This is a genomic window from Arsenicicoccus sp. UBA2120, from assembly GCF_002330965.1.
Taxonomy (GTDB): Bacteria; Actinomycetota; Actinomycetes; order Actinomycetales; family Dermatophilaceae; genus Arsenicicoccus; species Arsenicicoccus bolidensis.
The window spans coordinates 13,960-31,093 of record NZ_DCYC01000072.1 but is presented as its reverse complement, the minus strand read 5'-3'; the positions used below and the strand labels follow the sequence as shown (position 1 = coordinate 31,093).

The 17,134-nt window shown below is 72.3% G+C and carries 18 protein-coding genes and 1 riboswitch; of the genes, 4 read left to right on the top strand and 14 right to left on the bottom strand.

Going from position 1 to position 17,134, the window contains the following annotated elements:
- Positions 1–88: 88 nt before the first annotated feature.
- The 10 genes from gcvP to B2P18_RS11010 form a co-directional block, all read right to left on the bottom strand.
- Positions 89–3,043, bottom strand: coding sequence for an aminomethyl-transferring glycine dehydrogenase (gene gcvP / locus B2P18_RS11055; protein WP_376783665.1), 2,955 nt, complete (start codon positions 3,041–3,043; stop codon positions 89–91).
- Positions 3,044–3,074: 31 nt separating this feature from the next.
- Positions 3,075–3,221, bottom strand: a riboswitch (glycine riboswitch).
- A gap of 80 nt (positions 3,222–3,301) precedes the next feature.
- Positions 3,302–3,877: a MerR family transcriptional regulator gene (locus B2P18_RS11050; RefSeq protein WP_286959270.1), complete on the bottom strand. Its 576-nt coding sequence runs from the start codon at positions 3,875–3,877 to the stop codon at positions 3,302–3,304.
- A gap of 279 nt (positions 3,878–4,156) precedes the next feature.
- On the bottom strand, positions 4,157–4,672 hold the full coding sequence (locus tag B2P18_RS11045; protein WP_037214111.1) for a bifunctional nuclease family protein: 516 nt from the start codon (positions 4,670–4,672) through the stop codon (positions 4,157–4,159).
- 53 nt (positions 4,673–4,725) lie between these two features.
- Positions 4,726–5,430: a MerR family transcriptional regulator gene (locus tag B2P18_RS11040; RefSeq protein WP_019285789.1), complete on the bottom strand. Its 705-nt coding sequence runs from the start codon at positions 5,428–5,430 to the stop codon at positions 4,726–4,728.
- The gene (locus B2P18_RS11035; RefSeq protein ID WP_019285788.1) at positions 5,430–5,882 is read right to left on the bottom strand and encodes an FHA domain-containing protein; all 453 of its coding nucleotides are present in this window, start codon (positions 5,880–5,882) and stop codon (positions 5,430–5,432) included. The genes B2P18_RS11040 and B2P18_RS11035 overlap by 1 nt, the downstream gene beginning before the upstream one ends.
- A gap of 115 nt (positions 5,883–5,997) precedes the next feature.
- Positions 5,998–6,384 (bottom strand): glycine cleavage system protein GcvH, encoded by a 387-nt coding sequence (gcvH, locus tag B2P18_RS11030; RefSeq protein ID WP_239262375.1) that lies wholly within the window; start codon positions 6,382–6,384, stop codon positions 5,998–6,000.
- A 58-nt stretch (positions 6,385–6,442) separates the two neighbouring features.
- Entirely contained in the window at positions 6,443–7,330 is an 888-nt protein-coding gene (locus B2P18_RS11025) for a DUF881 domain-containing protein (RefSeq protein WP_286959222.1), read from the bottom strand.
- Positions 7,327–7,659 (bottom strand): small basic family protein, encoded by a 333-nt coding sequence (locus B2P18_RS11020; RefSeq protein WP_019285785.1) that lies wholly within the window; start codon positions 7,657–7,659, stop codon positions 7,327–7,329. The genes B2P18_RS11025 and B2P18_RS11020 overlap by 4 nt, the downstream gene beginning before the upstream one ends.
- A complete protein-coding gene (locus B2P18_RS11015; protein WP_286959212.1) occupies positions 7,656–8,690 on the bottom strand; it encodes a DUF881 domain-containing protein in 1,035 nt (344 codons plus the stop codon). Before B2P18_RS11015 ends, B2P18_RS11020 begins: the two co-directional genes overlap by 4 nt.
- Positions 8,687–9,301 (bottom strand): CDP-alcohol phosphatidyltransferase family protein, encoded by a 615-nt coding sequence (locus tag B2P18_RS11010; protein WP_286959208.1) that lies wholly within the window; start codon positions 9,299–9,301, stop codon positions 8,687–8,689. Before B2P18_RS11010 ends, B2P18_RS11015 begins: the two co-directional genes overlap by 4 nt.
- Before the next feature lie 123 nt (positions 9,302–9,424).
- On the opposite strand from B2P18_RS11010, the gene B2P18_RS11005 reads away from it, so the two are divergent.
- Positions 9,425–10,147 carry a PP2C family protein-serine/threonine phosphatase gene (locus B2P18_RS11005; RefSeq protein WP_019285782.1) on the top strand — a complete coding sequence of 241 codons (723 nt, stop codon included), beginning with the start codon at positions 9,425–9,427 and terminating at the stop codon, positions 10,145–10,147.
- Between the two features lie 47 nt (positions 10,148–10,194).
- Positions 10,195–10,947: a M23 family metallopeptidase gene (locus tag B2P18_RS11000; RefSeq protein WP_286959206.1), complete on the top strand. Its 753-nt coding sequence runs from the start codon at positions 10,195–10,197 to the stop codon at positions 10,945–10,947.
- Here the strand turns inward: B2P18_RS11000 and B2P18_RS10995 are convergent.
- Positions 10,919–12,232, bottom strand: coding sequence for a threonine/serine ThrE exporter family protein (locus B2P18_RS10995; RefSeq protein ID WP_019285780.1), 1,314 nt, complete (start codon positions 12,230–12,232; stop codon positions 10,919–10,921). The two genes, B2P18_RS11000 and B2P18_RS10995, sit on opposite strands and share 29 nt — an antisense overlap.
- A 257-nt stretch (positions 12,233–12,489) precedes the next feature.
- Here B2P18_RS10995 and B2P18_RS10990 point away from each other — a divergent pair, with 257 nt between their 5' ends.
- Together B2P18_RS10990 and fumC are read left to right on the top strand one after the other, a co-directional pair.
- Positions 12,490–13,668, top strand: a complete 1,179-nt coding sequence (locus B2P18_RS10990; protein ID WP_286959196.1) for an AI-2E family transporter — start codon at positions 12,490–12,492, stop codon at positions 13,666–13,668.
- A gap of 48 nt (positions 13,669–13,716) precedes the next feature.
- The gene (gene fumC, locus B2P18_RS10985; protein WP_286959192.1) at positions 13,717–15,117 is read left to right on the top strand and encodes a class II fumarate hydratase; all 1,401 of its coding nucleotides are present in this window, start codon (positions 13,717–13,719) and stop codon (positions 15,115–15,117) included.
- A gap of 110 nt (positions 15,118–15,227) precedes the next feature.
- Here the strand turns inward: fumC and B2P18_RS10980 are convergent, their stop codons facing one another.
- The 3 genes from B2P18_RS10980 to B2P18_RS10970 are packed head-to-tail and all read right to left on the bottom strand — an operon-like array spanning position 15,228 to position 17,007.
- A complete protein-coding gene (locus B2P18_RS10980; protein WP_205621812.1) occupies positions 15,228–15,617 on the bottom strand; it encodes an ankyrin repeat domain-containing protein in 390 nt (129 codons plus the stop codon).
- On the bottom strand, positions 15,617–16,624 hold the full coding sequence (locus tag B2P18_RS10975; protein WP_029210568.1) for an aldo/keto reductase family protein: 1,008 nt from the start codon (positions 16,622–16,624) through the stop codon (positions 15,617–15,619). Before B2P18_RS10975 ends, B2P18_RS10980 begins: the two co-directional genes overlap by 1 nt.
- Positions 16,625–16,668: 44 nt before the next feature.
- On the bottom strand, positions 16,669–17,007 hold the full coding sequence (locus B2P18_RS10970; protein WP_286959181.1) for a TraR/DksA family transcriptional regulator: 339 nt from the start codon (positions 17,005–17,007) through the stop codon (positions 16,669–16,671).
- Between the last annotated feature and the right edge of the window lie 127 nt (positions 17,008–17,134).

Here is a 17,134-nt window from a genome sequence, read left to right as displayed (position 1 = left end):
CGACCGGACTCACCGCCGGTAGTCACACCCACCGGCCCTGGCCTCCCAGGCCGGTGCGACTACCGGCCGCGGGTTCGTGCGCTGCGCGTCAGTCGTTGTCGGCGAACGCCTCGGGGGGCGGGCACGTGCAGATCAGGTTGCGGTCGCCGTACGCGCCGTCGATGCGCCGCACCGACGGCCAGTACTTCGACCGCGGGTCCACACCGGCCGGGAACGCCGCCGTGCGGCGGTCGAACCCGTAGTCCCAGTCCCCCGCCAGCGACTCCGCGGTGTAGGGCGCGTGCCGGAGCACCGACGCGTCCGCCGCCACCTCGCCCGACCCGACCTGGTCGATCTCGGTCTTGATCGCGATCATGGCGTCGCAGAACCGGTCCAGCTCCACGAGGTCCTCGGACTCCGTCGGCTCGACCATCAGCGTCCCGGCGACCGGGAAGGACATCGTGGGCGCGTGGAAGCCGTAGTCGATGAGCCGCTTGGCCACGTCGTCCACCGTGACACCCGTGTCGTGGGTGATGCCCCGCAGGTCCAGGATGCACTCGTGCGCCACGAGCCCGTCCTGGCTGTAGAGCACCGGGTAGTGGTCGCGCAGCCGCGCCGCCACGTAGTTGGCGTTGAGCACGGCCGCGAGCGTCGCGCGGCGCAGCCCCTCGCCGCCCATGAGCCGGATGTACGCCCACGAGATCGGCAGGATCGACGCCGAGCCGTACGGCGCGGACGCCGCAGGTCCGGTCGCCGTCTCCGGCCCGGCCTCGGGCGCGAGCGGGTGGTTGGGCAGGTATGGCGCCAGGTGGGACCGCACGCCGATGGGGCCGACGCCCGGGCCGCCGCCACCGTGGGGGATGCAGAAGGTCTTGTGCAGGTTGAGGTGCGAGACGTCCGCCCCGAACTTGCCCGGACGCGCGACACCGACCAGGGCGTTCATGTTGGCGCCGTCGACGTAGACCTGGCCGCCGGCCTCGTGGACCAGCTCGCACAGCTCGACGATGGTGTCCTCGTAGACGCCGTGGGTCGAGGGATAGGTCACCATGATCGCCGCGAGCACCTCGCAGTGCTCCTTGACCTTGCCGCGCAGGTCCTCCATGTCGACCGAGCCGCCGGCCGTGGACTTGACCACGACGACCTTGAAGCCCGCCATCACCGCGGACGCCGCGTTGGTGCCGTGGGCGCTGGACGGGATGAGGCAGACATTGCGCTCCTCCTGCCCGTTCGCGCGGTGGTAGGCGCGGATCGCCATGAGGCCGGCCAGCTCGCCGGACGCGCCGGAGTTGGGCTGCATCGACACGGCGTCGTAGCCGGTGATCTCCACGAGCCACTGCTGCAGGTCCGAGACGATCTGGCGCGAGCCCGCCGACTGGTCGGTCGGCACGAAGGGGTGCAGGGACGAGAACTCGGGCCAGGTGATGGGCTCGAGCTCGGTGGTGGCGTTGAGCTTCATAGTGCACGAGCCCAGCGGGATCATGCCGCGGTCGAGCGCGTAGTCCTTGTCGGCGAGGCGGCGCAGGTAGCGCATCATCGCCGTCTCCGAGTGGTGCGCGCTGAAGACGGGGTGCGTGAGGTACTCGCTCGTGCGGGTCAGCGCCTCGGGCCAGGACGGGGCCAGGTCGCCGGGCACCGCACCCGAGAAGCTCGCGCCGAAGGACTCGACGACCGCCGCGACCTGCGCCCGGTCCGTCGTCTCGTCGAAGGACAGCTGCACCGTGTCGGCGTCCACGCGCCACAGGTTGAGGTCGCGCTCGAGCGCCGCCGCCATGACAGCGTCGGCGCGGCCGGGCACCGAGACCGTGAGGGTGTCGAAGTGGTGCTGGGTGCGCACGTCGACGGACGCGGCGACGAGGGCCTGGCGCGCGGCGGCGGTGTGCCGCTGGACGCGCTCGGCGATGCGCCGCAGCCCCTCGGGACCGTGCCAGACGGCATACATGCTGGCCATGACGGCCAGCAGCACCTGGGCGGTGCAGATGTTGGAGGTGGCCTTCTCCCGCCTGATGTGCTGCTCTCGCGTCTGCAGGGCGAGCCGGTATGCCGGAGCGCCCACCTCGTCGACGGACACCCCCACGAGGCGGCCGGGCATGGACCGCTCGAGGCCCTTGCGGACCGACATGAAGCCGGCGTGGGGACCACCGAAGCCCATCGGGACCCCGAACCGCTGGCTGTTGCCCACCGCGATGTCGGCGCCCCACTCGCCGGGCGGCGTCAGCAGGGTCAGGGCGAGCAGGTCGGTGGCGGCGGTCACGAGGGCCTTGGCCTCGTGGGCGGCCTCGGCCAGGGCGCGCCAGTCGCGCACCTCGCCGTCGGCGCCGGGGTACTGCACGAGGACGCCGAAGACGCCCTTGCCGCCGGAGGCCTCGAGCAGCCCCTCGGCCGTGGTCACGGACGACAGGTCCAGCCGCTCCACCTGGATGCCGAGCGGCAGGGCGCGCGATGCGATCACGGCGTAGGACTGCGGCAGCACCTGCTCGTCGACCAGCAGCACGGCGTCCTTGGCCGCCTTGCTGGACCGCCGCATCAGGGTCATGGCCTCGGCGGCCGCCGTGCCCTCGTCGAGCAGGGACGAGTTGGCGATGTCGAGCCCGGTCAGGTCGTTGACCATGGTCTGGAAGTTGAGCAGGGCCTCGAGCCGGCCCTGGCTGATCTCGGGCTGGTAGGGCGTGTAGGCGGTGTACCACGCGGGGTTCTCGAGCACGTTGCGCCGCACGACGGGCGGCGTCACGGTGCCGTAGTAGCCGAGGCCGATGAGCGAGGTCTTGACCTGGTTGCGGTCGGCGATCGCGCGCAGCTCGTCGGTGACGGCCTGCTCGGTGGGGGCTCCCTCGAGCGCGAGGGACGGGCCCCCGAGGATGGCGGCCGGTGCGGTGCGGGCGATGAGCTCCTCGACGCTGGGCTGGCCGATGACCTCCAGCATGCGCGTGACGTCGTCCTCGCGCGGGCCGATGTGGCGGGAGACGAACTCCGGCACGGTGGTGGTGCTGTCTGCGCTCACGGCAGGCTCCTCGTGGCAGGCGGGCGTAGGTCGGGCTCGCCGCTGCGGCGGGTCCGTCCCCTCCAGTCTGCGACGCCGGGGCGACGCATCCAGGGTGCCTGCCCACGCGGTCCGGGTGCCTGAGAGGTTCCGGGGTAGTTGCCCCTTCGGCGCCCCGCCGACGTCGACCTGCGGCACTTCGTCGCCTCGTCGCGACGGAGCATCATCGGCCTTCGCCGCGCAGGATCTCTCCCGCGTGAGGTGATCAGCGCTGCAAACCCTAGCAGCAGGGTGCCGCCCCGGCCGGCGCGACCCGGGTCGTCACGACCCTGGCGCGAGGGGTGGTCAGCCGGCGGAGCGGGTGCGGCGCCGGGCGGTGAACTCGTCGCCCGGGAAGTCGGGCTGCTCCTCGTCCTCGAAGCGCTCGCTCGGCAGCGAGGACAGCTCGCCCTCGATCTCGCGCCACACGCGTCCGACCGCGATGCCGAAGACGCCCTGACCACCCTGGACGAGGTCGATGACCTCGTCGGCGGACGTGCACTCGTAGACGGAGGCGCCGTCGCTCATGAGGGTGATCTGCGCGAGGTCCTCGACGCCGCGCTCGCGCAGGGTCGAGATGGCCACGCGGATCTGCTGGAGGGACACGCCGGTGTCGAGCAGCCGCTTGACGACCTTGAGCACGAGGATGTCGCGGAAGCCGTAGAGCCGCTGCGTGCCCGATCCCGTCGCGCCGCGCACGGACGGCTCCACCAGGCCGGTGCGGGCCCAGTAGTCGAGCTGGCGGTAGGTGATGCCGGCGGCCTTGCAGGCGGTGGGTCCGCGGTAGCCGATGTCCTCGGACAGGTCGGGAAGGTCGTCGGTGAAGAGCAACCCCTGCGAGGCGGTCGGCACGACCGGGCGGTCGGTGTGCTCCGGTCCCACGGCCCCTCCCCCTTCGCGCTGCTCGTCTCGGCTGTCGGGCGTCGCGCGCAGTCGCGTGACGTGGTGCCGGGCTCGAGTTCGACGGTACGTCCCGGCCTGGGGGTCGTCAATCACATCAGCCCCCACCCGGCACGTGTGTCGGGCTGCGTCGGCGGCGGCGCGCCCAGGGGCTACCCGAACGGCCTACCGGGTCGCCCACCTTCTCTGCGACCCGGCTGACCGGCTGACCGGCTCGTCGGACCCCGGGGCGCGGGCCGGCCCAGACGTGGCACCTGGTCGTCAGGCCTCGTGAGGGCCCTCGTCCTGGCGTCCCTCGAAGTCCTCGGGCGTCACGTGGTCGAGGAACTCGCGGAAGCGCTCGACCTCGTCCTCGGCGGCCACCTCGCCGTCCTCGCCGGTCTCCCCGGAGATCGTCACGCCCGCCTCGTCGAGGATGGCCTCGGTGGTCACGAGGCCGGTGCCGGTGCGCAGCGCGATCGCGATGGCGTCCGACGCGCGGGAGTCCACCTCGATCGTGCCGTCGAAGACGAGCGTGGCCCGGAAGTAGCTGTCTTGCAGCGAGCTGATCCGGATCTCGGTGAGCCGGTGGCCGAGCGCGGGGATCAGGCTGGCGATCAGGTCGTGGGTGAGCGGCCGCGGCGGCTCGACCCCCTGCTGCGCGTAGGCGATCGCGGTGGCCTCGGCCGCTCCGACCCAGATGGGCAGGAAACGACTGCCGTCCGTCTCCTTGAGCAGCACGATCGGCTTGTTGGTCGGCATCTCGACCCGGACCCCGAGCACCTCTAGTGACCTCACCTCGCCACCGTACCTCGCGATCGGCGACCCGTCGCCGATGGCGCTCGTGGTGCTCAGTCCCCGAGACCGCCTCGAACCAGGGCGGCGTGCAGGGACAGGCAGGACCGCAGTATGTCGACCGCGGGGTCGTCGTCACGGCGTCGGGCCGCAGGCCCACGCACCTGCTCGACGAGGGCCAGCTCACGGTCGGCCGCCGTGCGGAACGGCCGCAGGTGCCGCGGCTCGATCCCGTGGGACGCGAGCTGGCCGGCCGCCCGGGCCACCGCCAGGTCGTCCTCGTCGAAGTGGCCGTGACGGTCGGGGCGCAACAGGCCGTAGGTCAGCAGCCCGGTGAGCGTGGCCTCGTCGATGCCGGCGGAGCGACGCACCTCGCGCTCGGTGAGCCGCAGCGAGGAGGCGGGAGCCGTGAGCAACGAGTCGACCGCGTCGGCGGCGACCGTCTCGGGGACGGTCGGGAGCGTGGACTCCCCCGGCCCCGACGGGGTGAGCCCGCGGTCGATGGCGTCCAGCGCGTCACGGATCACCTCGAGCGGCCAGAACCGGTCGCGCTGCGCGGTGAGGATGTAGCGCAGCCGCTCGACGTCCTCCTGGGAGAATACGCGATAGCCCGACGGGCGACGCTCCGGGGTGAGGAGCCCCTTGGACTCCAGGAACCTGACCTTGCTGATCGACAGGTCGGGGAAGTCGTCGACCAGCGCAGCGACGACGGCGCCGATCGTGAAGGTGCTGCGGGACGAGGAGCCGTCGCTCACCGGCATCAGCTGGACGACGGGGCGTAGAACACGAGGCGGAACTTGCCGATCTGCACCTCGTCACCGGCCTGGAGGCGGCCGGCGTCCGTGCGCTCACGGTTGACATAGGTGCCGTTGAGCGACCCCACGTCCCGCACCTCGAAGGTGTCGCCCATCCGAACGAAGACTGCGTGCCGACGGGAGACGGTCACGTCGTCGAGGAAGATGTCGCTGTCGGGGTGACGACCGGCGCTGACCTCCTCGGCGTCGAGGAGGAAGCGGGCGCCGGTGTTGGGTCCACGCAGGACCACCAGCAGCGCCGTGCCGGGACGCAGCGCGTCGACGGTGGCCTGGTCGTGCGGCCCCTGCGTGCCGCCCCCGTCGGCGGTGAGGTCCGGCTCCTGACCGACGCCCTGGAACTGCTGCGTCGACGGGCCCTCGGGGAGAGGGCGACGGCCCTCCTGCTCAGGGTGGCTCATGATGCAGTCCCTCCTTGGCGATCAATCGGTGTCACCCGCGTGCCCGTCACGCGAACGTGCGGGTCACCGCGGGTGACACCGTATGAGAAATGTGTCCGAGGCACCAGCCTATCGGTCAGTCGAGCTGGGCCTTGTAGGCGCTCACGTCCATGAGACCGTCGAGCTGGCCGGGGTCGCTGACCTTGACCGTGAACATCCAGCCGCTGCCGTAGGGGTCGGAGTTGACCGACTCGGGGGTCCCGTCGAGCTCCTCGTTGACCTCGACGACCTCGCCGGACACCGGGGAGTACAGGTCGGAGACGGACTTGGTGGACTCCACCTCGCCGCACGAGTCGCCGGCGGAGACGGTGTCGCCCACGGCAGGGAGGCTGACGTAGACGACGTCGCCCAGCGCGTCCTGCGCGTAGGCGGTGACGCCGATCTTGGCGAGGTCGCCCTCGACGGCGACCCACTCGTGCTCGGCGGTGTAGCGAAGGTTCTCGGGGTAGGACAGCTCCGACATGGCGCTCCTTGTAGGTCGCGGATGACGTCCGGCTCGGACGGGCCTCCGTGGACGGGTGCTACGGAGCTGGTCCCGTCGTCGGGGCCGGCACGGGTTGAGCGTGACGTGGCTGCGCCGGCGTCGCCAGCGCGTCCACGGTGATGCTATCTGCCCGTGCCACGGCCGCGTCAGCGCCCTCCTGCCTCATGCTCTCGACGACGCCGCCCGGGATCCGCATGGCGGCATCCATGGTGGCCGGGTCGCCGATCGCCTTGACGACGTAGGGGGCGCTGAGCGGCTTGCCGTCGGCGCGCAGGGCGCCGTCCTGGGCACCGAACCACGTCGACGCGACGACCCGCACGTCACCGACCTGGATCGCCTCGGCGCCCGCGTCGCGCAGCTCCTGGACGACGTCCAGCAGCATGGGGGCCTTGACCTTGCCCTGCGGGTCGGTGATGCGGATCGTGACCCCGGGCCCCTTGGCCTTGGCGGTGCCCGCGAGGATGCCGAGCGTGTCGAGCCGCTCCCGGGCCGCGGTGACGGCGGCCTGTCCCTGCTGCGACCCGTTGACGAGCTCGTCCCGCTGGGCCTGCAGCTGACGCGCCTCGGCGTCGAGCCGGTCCGAGCGCGCGTTCTGGTCGTCGAGGATGCGCACGAGGTCGCTGGTGCGCAGGGACTCCAGACCGCGTCGTGACTGCGACTGCAGCTGGGTGGCGAGCGCGAACCCCAGCAGCACCGCGAGGGCCGTGGCCATCGCGTTGGCCTTGGTGAGGCGGGGGCGGCCGACGCGGGCGAGCCGCCGCCACGCGGAGGGAGGGGTGGCGGTCGTGGGCGCGGTGGAGTCCGACGGAGAGGTGGAGGGCTGCGAAGCGGTGGAGGGCTGCGAAGCGGTGGAGGGCTGCGAAGCGGTGCGGGGCTCCGGCGTGGTGCCGTCGCCGTCGGGCGGGTCGGGGAGGCGCGTGCTCATGCGTGGAAGAGGTGTCGGCGGATCGACGCGACGTTGGAGAAGATGCGGACGCCGAGGACCACGACGACCCCGGTGGAGAGCTGGGCGCCGACGCCGAGCTGGTCACCGAGGAAGACGATGAGCGCCGCCACCACCACGTTGGACAGGAACGAGATGACGAAGACCTTGTCGTTGAAGATGCCGTCGAGGACGGCGCGCAGACCACCGAACACGGCGTCGAGCGCCGCGATGATCGCGATCGGGAGGTAGGGCTGGAGCCACACCGGCACCGAGGGGTCGAGGAAGACCCCGATCACGATGCCGATGAGCAGTCCGAGTGCGGGGATCACGGGTTGGCCTCCGTCGTGCTGGGCGTGGTGCTGGCTGGCTTCGTGCTGGTCGTCGTGCTGGCTGGTTTCGTGCTGGCGGGCTTCGCGCTGGTCGTCGTGCTGGTGGCTGGCTTCGCAATAGCAGCGGGTATGGCGGAGGCGGGCACCGGGGTCGCGTGGCGCAGCCGCACCCCGCTGTCGCCCTGCAGCACGAGCCGTTCCTGCGTCGCGACGTCGTGACGGATGCCGACCTCACGGCCGAGCGCGTCCAGCCAGCGGCCGCCCTCGGTGGCCTGGAACCGCGTGCGCAGCTGCTGCGGGTCCCCGATGGCATGGATCACGTAGGGCCGGGTCAGGGGACGGTAGTCGACCAGGATCGCCTCGCCGGCGAAGCGCACCGCCGAGGTCGACGTCAGCCGGTGCCCGTTGACGTCGACCGCCTCGGCGCCCGCCTCCCACAGCCCGTTGACGACGAGCTGCAGGTCGCTGGACTGCACCCGCCCCGGGTCCTGCTCGGACGTGCGGGGGTTGCCGTCGGCGGACGCCTCGGTGCTGGTGCGGGCGTCGTCGACGGTGACCGCCAGCCCCGGCCCCGTGACGGGGGTGGCCGCCGCTCCGAGCTCGGCCTGCCGCAGCCGGTCGGTCAGTCCCTGCTCGGCCTGGCCGGCCAGGACCTGCTCGCGGACGCGGGTCATCTCGGCCTCCCACGTCGCCATCTGCGCCTGGGTCCGGTCGGCCTCGGTCTGGCGGCGCTCGATCTGCGCCACGAGCGCGGACTTCTCGGCGGTGACGGCGGCCTTGGGCTGACGCAGGGCCATGCCGGCGCTCGCCACGAGCACCCCGATGAGCAGGAGATAGACGGTGGTGCGCCACGTGCGCCCGGACGGTGTCGGCGTGAGACCCGCCGCGACCCGGCGGTCGGCCTCGGCGGCATACCCGGGGTCCAGGGGACGGTGCATCATCTCCGTGAGCAGGGTCATGCTCTCGTCGGGACGACGCTGCCGTGGTGTGGGTGCTGACGGTGCCGGCCGTGCCCCTGGTGGCGTGCTCATGGTGCCTCCTCCCCCGACGGACGGCGCACGACCTGCTGCGCCTGGATGTAGTACATGATCGCCGACAGCCAGTACAACCCGGCACCCCACCAGGCGAAGGCCCACGCCACGGCCCGGACGACGGCCGCGGGGGTGCCCGGACCGTGCCCCAGCAGCATGAGCGGGAAGGCGGTGAGCAGGGCGAAGGTCGCGGCCTTGCCGATGAAGGACACCGGCAGCGTGCGCAGGCCGTGGCGTCGCAGGCGCACCATCTCGGTGACGCCCCACAGGTCGCGGGCGAGCAGCAGGGCCACGAACCACCACGGCACGACGCCGTGCACCATCAGGCCCAGCATCGTGGTGAGCACGAACAGCCGGTCCGCGACGGGGTCCAAGGTCTGCCCGAGCCGGCTGACGAGGTCGTAGCGGCGGGCCACCACGCCATCGACCCAGTCCGTCGCGGCCGAGACGGCCAGCACCCAGAACGCCTTGAGCTCGGCGTGCCGCACCAGCAGCAGCCAGAGGAAGACGGGGATCAGCACGAGCCGCAGGAGCGTGAGGGCGTTCGGCAGCGTGAGCACGCGCGTCGAGACGCCGGGCTCGGGTCCGCTCGGCATACCTGGGTCCCCCACGGGCTCCAGGCTAGGACCTCGGCAGACTCGGCCGGGCTGACGCGCCGACGCGTGGACGGGTCACCTGCGAGAGTGCGCCCGCTGCTGCGCTGCTCACCGGGGCTGACATGTCAGGATGCTGGCATGACGACGTCGCAGCGCCACGCCGCCCTCACCGACCGAGGGCGCGTCAGCGACCACAACGAGGACGCGTATGCCGTCGACGACGACCTGTGGGTCGTGGCGGACGGGATGGGCGGGCACGCCGGCGGGGAGATCGCCAGCCAGGTGGCCGTCGACGCCGTCGTGCGGATGGCCGGTGGCGGCGCGGTCGGACGCAGCGCGGACGTGCAGGGACTGCTCGAGGATGCCGTCGCCGCCGCGCGCGGCGCGGTCGTCGACCGGTCCCGTCAGGACCCCGCGACGGTCGGCATGGGGACGACGCTCGTCGTCGCCGCCCGCAGCGGGGACGGGCAGCTCGTGGTCGCGTGGGTGGGCGACAGCCGGGCCTACCTGCTCGTCGACGGGGACCTGGTGGCCCTCACCAGCGACCACAACGTCGCCCAGGAGATGGTGGACCTCGGGATGATCACGCTCGAGCAGGCACGCACGCACCCGGGGCAGTACCGCATCACGCGCGCGATCACCGACGACCCGCAGAGCGAGGCGACCCCCGGCGTGGCGGTCGTGCCCGCGGCCGGACGCCTGCTCCTGTGCTCGGACGGCCTTAACGGCGAGCTCGAGGACTCCCGGATCGCCGCCCTGCTCGCCGACCACGACCCCGGCACCGCCAGCCGGGCCCTGGTCCACGAGGCCCTCGACGCCGGCGGCCGCGACAACGTCACCGTGGTGGTCGTCGACCTGTGAGCAGGCTGCGCCGTCCAGTCGATGTCGCCGCTCTCGCCACCCTGCTGATGGGCGCGACCGGCCTCGGTGCCTGCGCCCCGCCGGACCCGGAGCCGACGCCCACCCGGCTCGAGCTGTCCACCCCCGGGGACACCCCGCCGGCCGCGCGTGACCTCTCGACCGTCTCGCCGACGGCATCGTCGAGCGGGTCGGCACCCACGAGCCCTGGTATGACGACCCCGGCGACCCCCGCGACCGCTGACGGCACCGGTTCGCCCACGGCGGCGACGACGACGGCGGCTCTGCCGGCCGGGCTCGACCCGGGCAACCGCTTCTACGACACCGACCGTTCGCTGCAGCGATCACCCTGGTTCGCGGGGGCCTGGCCGGTGATGGTGCCCTACGGCTGCACGAGCGCTCCGTACTACGACGCCGACGCGCGGTGCCCCGCCAGCCGGGGCTTCCACCACGGGGTCGACGTGGCCCTGCCGTGCGGCACCGTGATCACGTCCGGCGTGGCCGGCACCGTCGTCGACCCCGCCACCCCGAGGCGGCCGGGTCCGGCATACGGCCCGAACGCCCTCCGCGTCCGCACGACGGACGCGACCCGGGACGTGCTGGTCGGGCATGCCCGCCGGGTCCTGGTCTCCCCCGGTCAGCGGGTGGAGCCGGGCACGCCGCTGGCCGAGGTCGGCGACCTGGGGGCGCCGGACGGCTGCCACCTGCACCTGGAGGTGCGGGCCGCCGGTGGCGCGGTCGACACGGCGACGGACCCTGCTCCGGTGCTGCGGCTCAGCGCGAGCGACCCGGTCGGTGGCTGACCCGGTCCCACCGATCGGCCCCGCGCCGCAGCTGGTAGCGCGACGCCCTCCCCACGAACCACGCCCCGCGGGCGATGCTCGACCCGACGACCAGACCCACGGCGATGGCGCAGATCACGCCCACGGACAGGGCGATCGTGTCCGCCGCGAAGGGCGTGTCCAGCCCGAGCTGGGTCACCGACATCAGGCCGAGCGACCCGGGCACCAGCAGCCAGAAGCTCGGGAGGAACACCACGAGGCGCGGCAGCCGGGGCCGCAGCAGCTCGACCGCGCTGGCCCCGAAGCTCGCCGCCACCGCCCCGAGGAAGGCCCCGAACCACGGGCTCGGCACCAGCGTCTGGCCCACCACCTGCGAGGAGAAGGTGGCGGCCAGGATGAGCAGCACCCAGGGCACGAGCCGCGGCGGGACGGCCTCCATCAGGCTGATGCCGATCGTGAGCAGCAGCAGGCCGAGCAGGGCCGCCCACCAGCCGAGCTCGTGGCTGCGCTCGTTGGCGAGCATGTCCGGTGGCACGCGCAGCAGGACCGCGGCCGCCCCCGCGCCGAGCCCGAAGAGCACGAGCTGGCTGGCGCCGAAGACGAGCCGTGAGGTCCCCGCGACCATCGCGCCGGCAGCCAGCTCGGACAGACCGGTGACGATGAGGGCGCCGGGCAGCAGGACGGCCAGGGGTGGCAGCAGGCTGCGCAGGGGGCCGGGGACCCAGCCGTGCTCCCCCGCCCAGAACGCCAGCACGCTCACCAGGAAGGCCGCCACGCTGGGGAACAGGATCGTGAGCAGCCGGTGCCGTCCGCTGACCCGCATGAGCGCCACGACCAGCGGGCTGCACAGGAGGGCGAAGAGCACGCTGCGTGGTGACGGCTGCAGGATCAGGGCGATGCCGGCGGCCACGAGCGCGCCTCCGGCATACATGCCCGGGACGTCGTAGCGGTGCGGGCGGGCGCGGAGGGTGACCAGTCGCTCGAGCGCCTCCGTCGCGGTGACCGAGCCGTCCTCGAGGCCGCGCTGGATGGCGTTGACCTCGGCGCTCTGGTCGAGGCGCAGCGAGCCCTCGACGGCCTCGAAGGTCGCCGGCGAGCCGTAGCCGAGCGACAGGACCACCCCGGTGGGCAGCGCGGACAGCTGGCAGCCGGACTGGCCCAGCGCCCGCGCGCACCGCCGCACGTCGGCCTCGACCTCGTGGACCGGCATGCCACCCGCGACCAGCGCCGCAGCGAGGTAGGCCAGCAGCCGACGCGTCTGACGCTCGTCGGGGGCGCCCGCGGGCGCGGCCTGCTCGTGTGGCACGAGCGAAGACTACCGTCGGTGACGGGTCCACCTCTGTGTCTGCCGAGGACCTGCGCGGGTCTGTCGGACGTCGGCGTTACGCTCGTCGCGCCGAGCCCGCACCCCGGACGGGGGCGGGCGGGCGGCATACGACCCGTCCGGAAGGACCCACGTTGAGACTGCGACTCCCCAGGCGACCGGCGACCGAGCCGGCGCCGGCCGACGGGCTGGTGGCGGCCGACGAGTTGGTGCCGACAGGGGCAACAGGGACGACAGGGATGACCCCGGCGGAGCGCTCGCCTGCGGCGGTCGAGCCGCCCACCGCCACGGTCGTCCTCGACCAGCAGTCGGTATGGCGTGCCGCCTGGGTCGTGGTGGCCGTGGTGGCCCTGGCGCTGTTCGCGCGATTCGTGCTCTCGGACGGGGCGCAGGTGCTGTTCACGGTCGTCATGGCCTTCTTCGCGGCCTGCGCGATGGAGCCCGCCGTCTCGCGCCTGGCCACCCGGATGCCTCGCCCGGTCGCCACGGCGCTGGTGATGCTGGGGGTGGCGCTGCTCGCCGTCGCGTTCTTCCTCGCCTTCGGCGGGATGCTGCGCGACCAGCTGACCAGCCTCGTGACCCAGGCCCCCAGCCTCGTGCAGTCGGCCGTCGAGCAGGCCAACCAGCGCTTCGGCCTCGACATCGACCAGGGCTCGATCATGGACCGGCTCAACCTCACCTCCGAGCGCATCACCGCCTTGGCCGGCCAGGTGGCGACCGGGTTGCTGGGCTTCGTCACGAGCCTGCTGTCGGCGCTGCTCAGCACCTTCGCCTTCCTGCTGTTCACCTTCTACCTCTCCGCCGACTCGCCGCGGCTGCGCACCTGGCTGGCCCGGCTGTTCCCGCCGCGGCTGCAGGGCGTCGTCCTCAGCATGTGGGAGATCGGGCTGGTCAAGATCGGCGGCTACGTCTCGAGCCGGCTGGTCCTCGCCGCCATCAACGCCACGGCCATGGGCCTGTTCATGTGGTTCATCGACCTGCCCTACTGGCTGCCGCTGGCGCTGTGGACCGGCCTGGTCGCGCAGTTCGTGCCCAACATCGGCACCTACGTGTCCATCGTGCTGCCGGTCCTCGTCGGCCTCGTGAGCAGCGAGCCGCGCGACGGGCTCTGGGTGCTGATCTACGCGATCGCCTACCAGCAGGTGGAGAACGTCTTCGTCGAGCCCCGCATCAGCGCGCGGGCCGTCGACGTCCACCCCGCCGTGGCGTTCGCGTCGGCCATGATGGGCGGCGCGCTGTTCGGAGCCTCCGGTGCCCTGCTCGGCGTGCCCGTCGGCGCCACGATCATGGCGCTGTTCGACCTCTACAAGCGCAGGTACGAGTTCTCCGAGGCCGCCGAGGCGGTCGCCGTCGCCGCGGCCGCCGGCGAGCCCGTCGAGGAGGCGGTGCGGGCCGAGATCGACGACTACGACATCTGAGGGCGACGCAGCCTGACGGACCTCCCGCCCCCGGCATACGGTGGAGGCATGACGAGCACGCGCACCGAACGAGACAGCATGGGCACGGTCGAGGTCGCCGAGGACCGTTACTGGGGGGCGCAGACGCAGCGCAGCCTGGGCAACTTCGACATCGGGCGGGACACCTTCGTGTGGGGTTCCCCGATGATCCGGGCCCTCGGCATCCTCAAGAAGTCGGCGGCCCTGGCCAACGCCGATCTGGACCAGCTCCCCCGGGACGTCGCCGACCTGGTCGTCCGCGCCGCCGACGAGGTGATCGCCGGGCGACTCGACGACCACTTCCCCCTCGTCGTCTTCCAGACCGGGTCCGGCACGCAGTCCAACATGAACGCCAACGAGGTGGTCTCCAACCGCGCCATCGAGCTGGCCGGCGGCGTCATGGGCAGCAAGGAGCCGGTGCACCCCAACGACCACGTCAACCGCGGCCAGTCCAGCAACGACACCTTCCCCACGGCCATGCACATCGCCGTGGCCCTCGAGCTGACCGAGCGGCTCTATCCCTGCGTGGAGGCGCTGCGCGACGAGCTCGCCCGCAAGAGCGAGGAGTTCGCCGGCGTCGTCAAGGTCGGACGCACCCACCTGCAGGACGCCACCCCCATCACCCTCGGGCAGGAGATCGGCGGCTGGGTCGCCCAGGTCGACCAGGCCCTCGACGCCGTCCGCCAGTCCGAGGGCCGCGTCCTCGAGCTCGCGATCGGCGGCACCGCGGTGGGCACCGGCCTCAACGCCCACCCGGAGTTCGGCGCGCTCGCGGCCCGCAAGATCGCCGACGAGACGGGCCTGAACTTCGTGCAGGCGCCCAACCTCTTCGCGGCGCTGTCCGCCCACGACGCCCTCGTCGGCGTGAGCGCGGCGCTGCGCACGCTGGGCGGCGCGCTGATGAAGGTCGCCAACGACGTCCGCTGGCTCGCGTCCGGCCCCCGCAACGGCATCGGCGAGATCACCATCCCCGAGAACGAGCCGGGATCGAGCATCATGCCGGGCAAGGTCAACCCCACCCAGTGCGAGGCGCTGACCATGGTCGCCACCCGCATCTTCGGCAACGACGCCACCGTCGCCTTCGCCGGGTCGCAGGGCAACTTCCAGCTCAACGTCTACAAGCCCGTCATGGCGCACGCCGTGCTCGAGTCGATCCGGCTGCTGTCCGACGCGTGCGAGTCCTTCCGGGTGCACTGCGCCGTCGGCATCGAGCCGCAGCGCGAGCGCATCGAGGCCAACCTCGAGCAGAACCTCATGGTGGTGACCGCGCTCAACCGGCACATCGGCTACGACAAGGCCGCCGCGATCGCCAAGCGCGCCCACAAGGAGGGCACGACGCTGCGCGAGGCGGCGATCGCCAGCGGCGACGTGGGCGAGGCCGACTTCGACCGCTGGGTGGTGCCGATGGACATGACGCACCCCTCCGCCTGACCCGCTCCTCCCCTAGCACCACCCCTCGACACCTCCCCCAACATCGTGAGGGTTTGGTCCAACATCCTTGGACCAAACCCTCACGATCTGCGTGGGTCCGGGGCAGCGGGCTAGGCGGGCGCGTGCAGCAGCTCGAGCATCTCGGGCAGGTCGAAGTACTCGCAGATCGCGATCGCCGAGCGTTCACCCGTCGCCGGGTCGGCCCCGGCGTCGAGCAGGAGACCCACGATCGTCGCGTTCCTGCGGAAGCACGCCGACGCCAGCGCGGTCTGCCCGTTGTCGTTGACCCGCTCGGTGTCGGCGCCGCGCGCGAGCAGCGCCGACACGAGCTCCGCGTGCTGGTGGTACGCCGCGAGGATCAGCAGCGTGTCGCCCTTGGAGTTGGTCAGGTTGACCGGCAGACCCTCGTCGACGAGACGAGGCAGCTGCGGGTCGCCGTCGCGAGCCAGGTCGAAGCATCCCTGCAGGAAGGCCAGCTCCTCCTCGGTCAACGGCTCCATCAGCAGGGGCGGCCCTGCGGGGCGCGGGCCGCGGTCTGGCCGGCGTCGCGCTGCACGACCCCGCCGAGCGCGTCGTCGATGCGTCGCAGGATGTCGTCGTCGAGACGCACCCCGGCGGCCTTGACGTTGTCCTTGATCTGCTCCGGGCGGGAAGCCCCGACCAGGGCGGCGGCCACGTTGTCGTTCTGCAGGACCCACGCGACGGCCAGCTGCGGCATCGTCAGCCCGGCGTCCTTGGCGACGGGGACCAGCTGCTGCACGGCCTCGAGCACGTCATCGCGCATGAGGTCGCGCATGCTCTGGCCCGCCTCGGAGTGTCCGGCGCGGGTGTCCGAGGACGGCTGCTGACCGGGGAGGTACTTGCCGGAGAGGACGCCCTGCGCCATGGGGCTCCACACGATCTGGGAGATGCCGAGCTCCTCGCAGGCGGGGACGACCTCGGGCTCGATGACGCGCCACAGCATGGAGTACTGCGGCTGGCTCGAGACCAGCGAGATGCCGAGGTCCTTGGCGAGGGCGTGACCAGCGCGGATCTGGTCGGCGGTCCACTCGCTCACGCCGATGTAGAGCGCCTTGCCCTGCCGGACGATGTCGGCGAAGGCCTGCATCGTCTCCTCCAGCGGCGTCTCGGTGTCGAACCGGTGCGCCTGGTAGAGGTCGACGTAGTCGGTCTGCAGGCGGCGCAACGAGCCGTCGATCGACTCCATCACGTGCTTGCGGGACAGTCCGCAGTCGTTGTGACCGCCGGGCCCGGTCGGCCAGTAGACCTTGGTGAAGATCTCCAGCGACTCGCGCCGCTCGCCCTTGAGGGCCTCGCCGAGGACGGTCTCGGCCTTGGTATTGGCATAGACGTCGGCGGTGTCGAAGGACGTGATCCCCTCGTCGAGGGCGGCGCGCACGCACTGCTTCGCCGTCTCGTTCTCGACCTGGGAGCCGTGGGTGAGCCAGTTGCCGTAGGTGATCTCGCTGATCTTGAGACCGCTGTTGCCGAGGTATCGAAACTCCATGCCAGCCACCGTAGGCCGCATCGGCGGCTCGTGGGGAGTCGCGCTCAGGCGCAGTGCACGCAGCGGGCGGTCGTGGGGCGGGCGACGAGCCGTCCGGCGGGGACGGGCTCGCCGCACACCTCGCAGCGCCCGTCCCACCCGCCGTCGAGCCGGGCCGTCGCGGCGCCGATCTCGGCGAGCCGGGCACGCGCGTCCCGCAGGAGCGCGGCGGTCTGCTCGCGGTCCCAGGCGATGGTCTGGCCCTCGGGGTCGTGCTCGTCGTCGGCGTTGCTGGACCGGCTGGCGTCGACGATGCGCGACCGGTCCTGCTCCAGGTCCCGGACGCGCTCCAGGGTCTGTCGGCGCAGGGCGTCGAGGGCGGTGCGCACCTCGGGAGGGACCATCCCAGCAGTATGCCGGTCACGCCTGCCTGGCGTCGGCAGCGCGACGCATCCTGAATCGTATGATATTTGCGTCATGACGCCGGGCTTCGTCATACTTGTCAGTGGTGACACAACGGGGTGCCCGCAC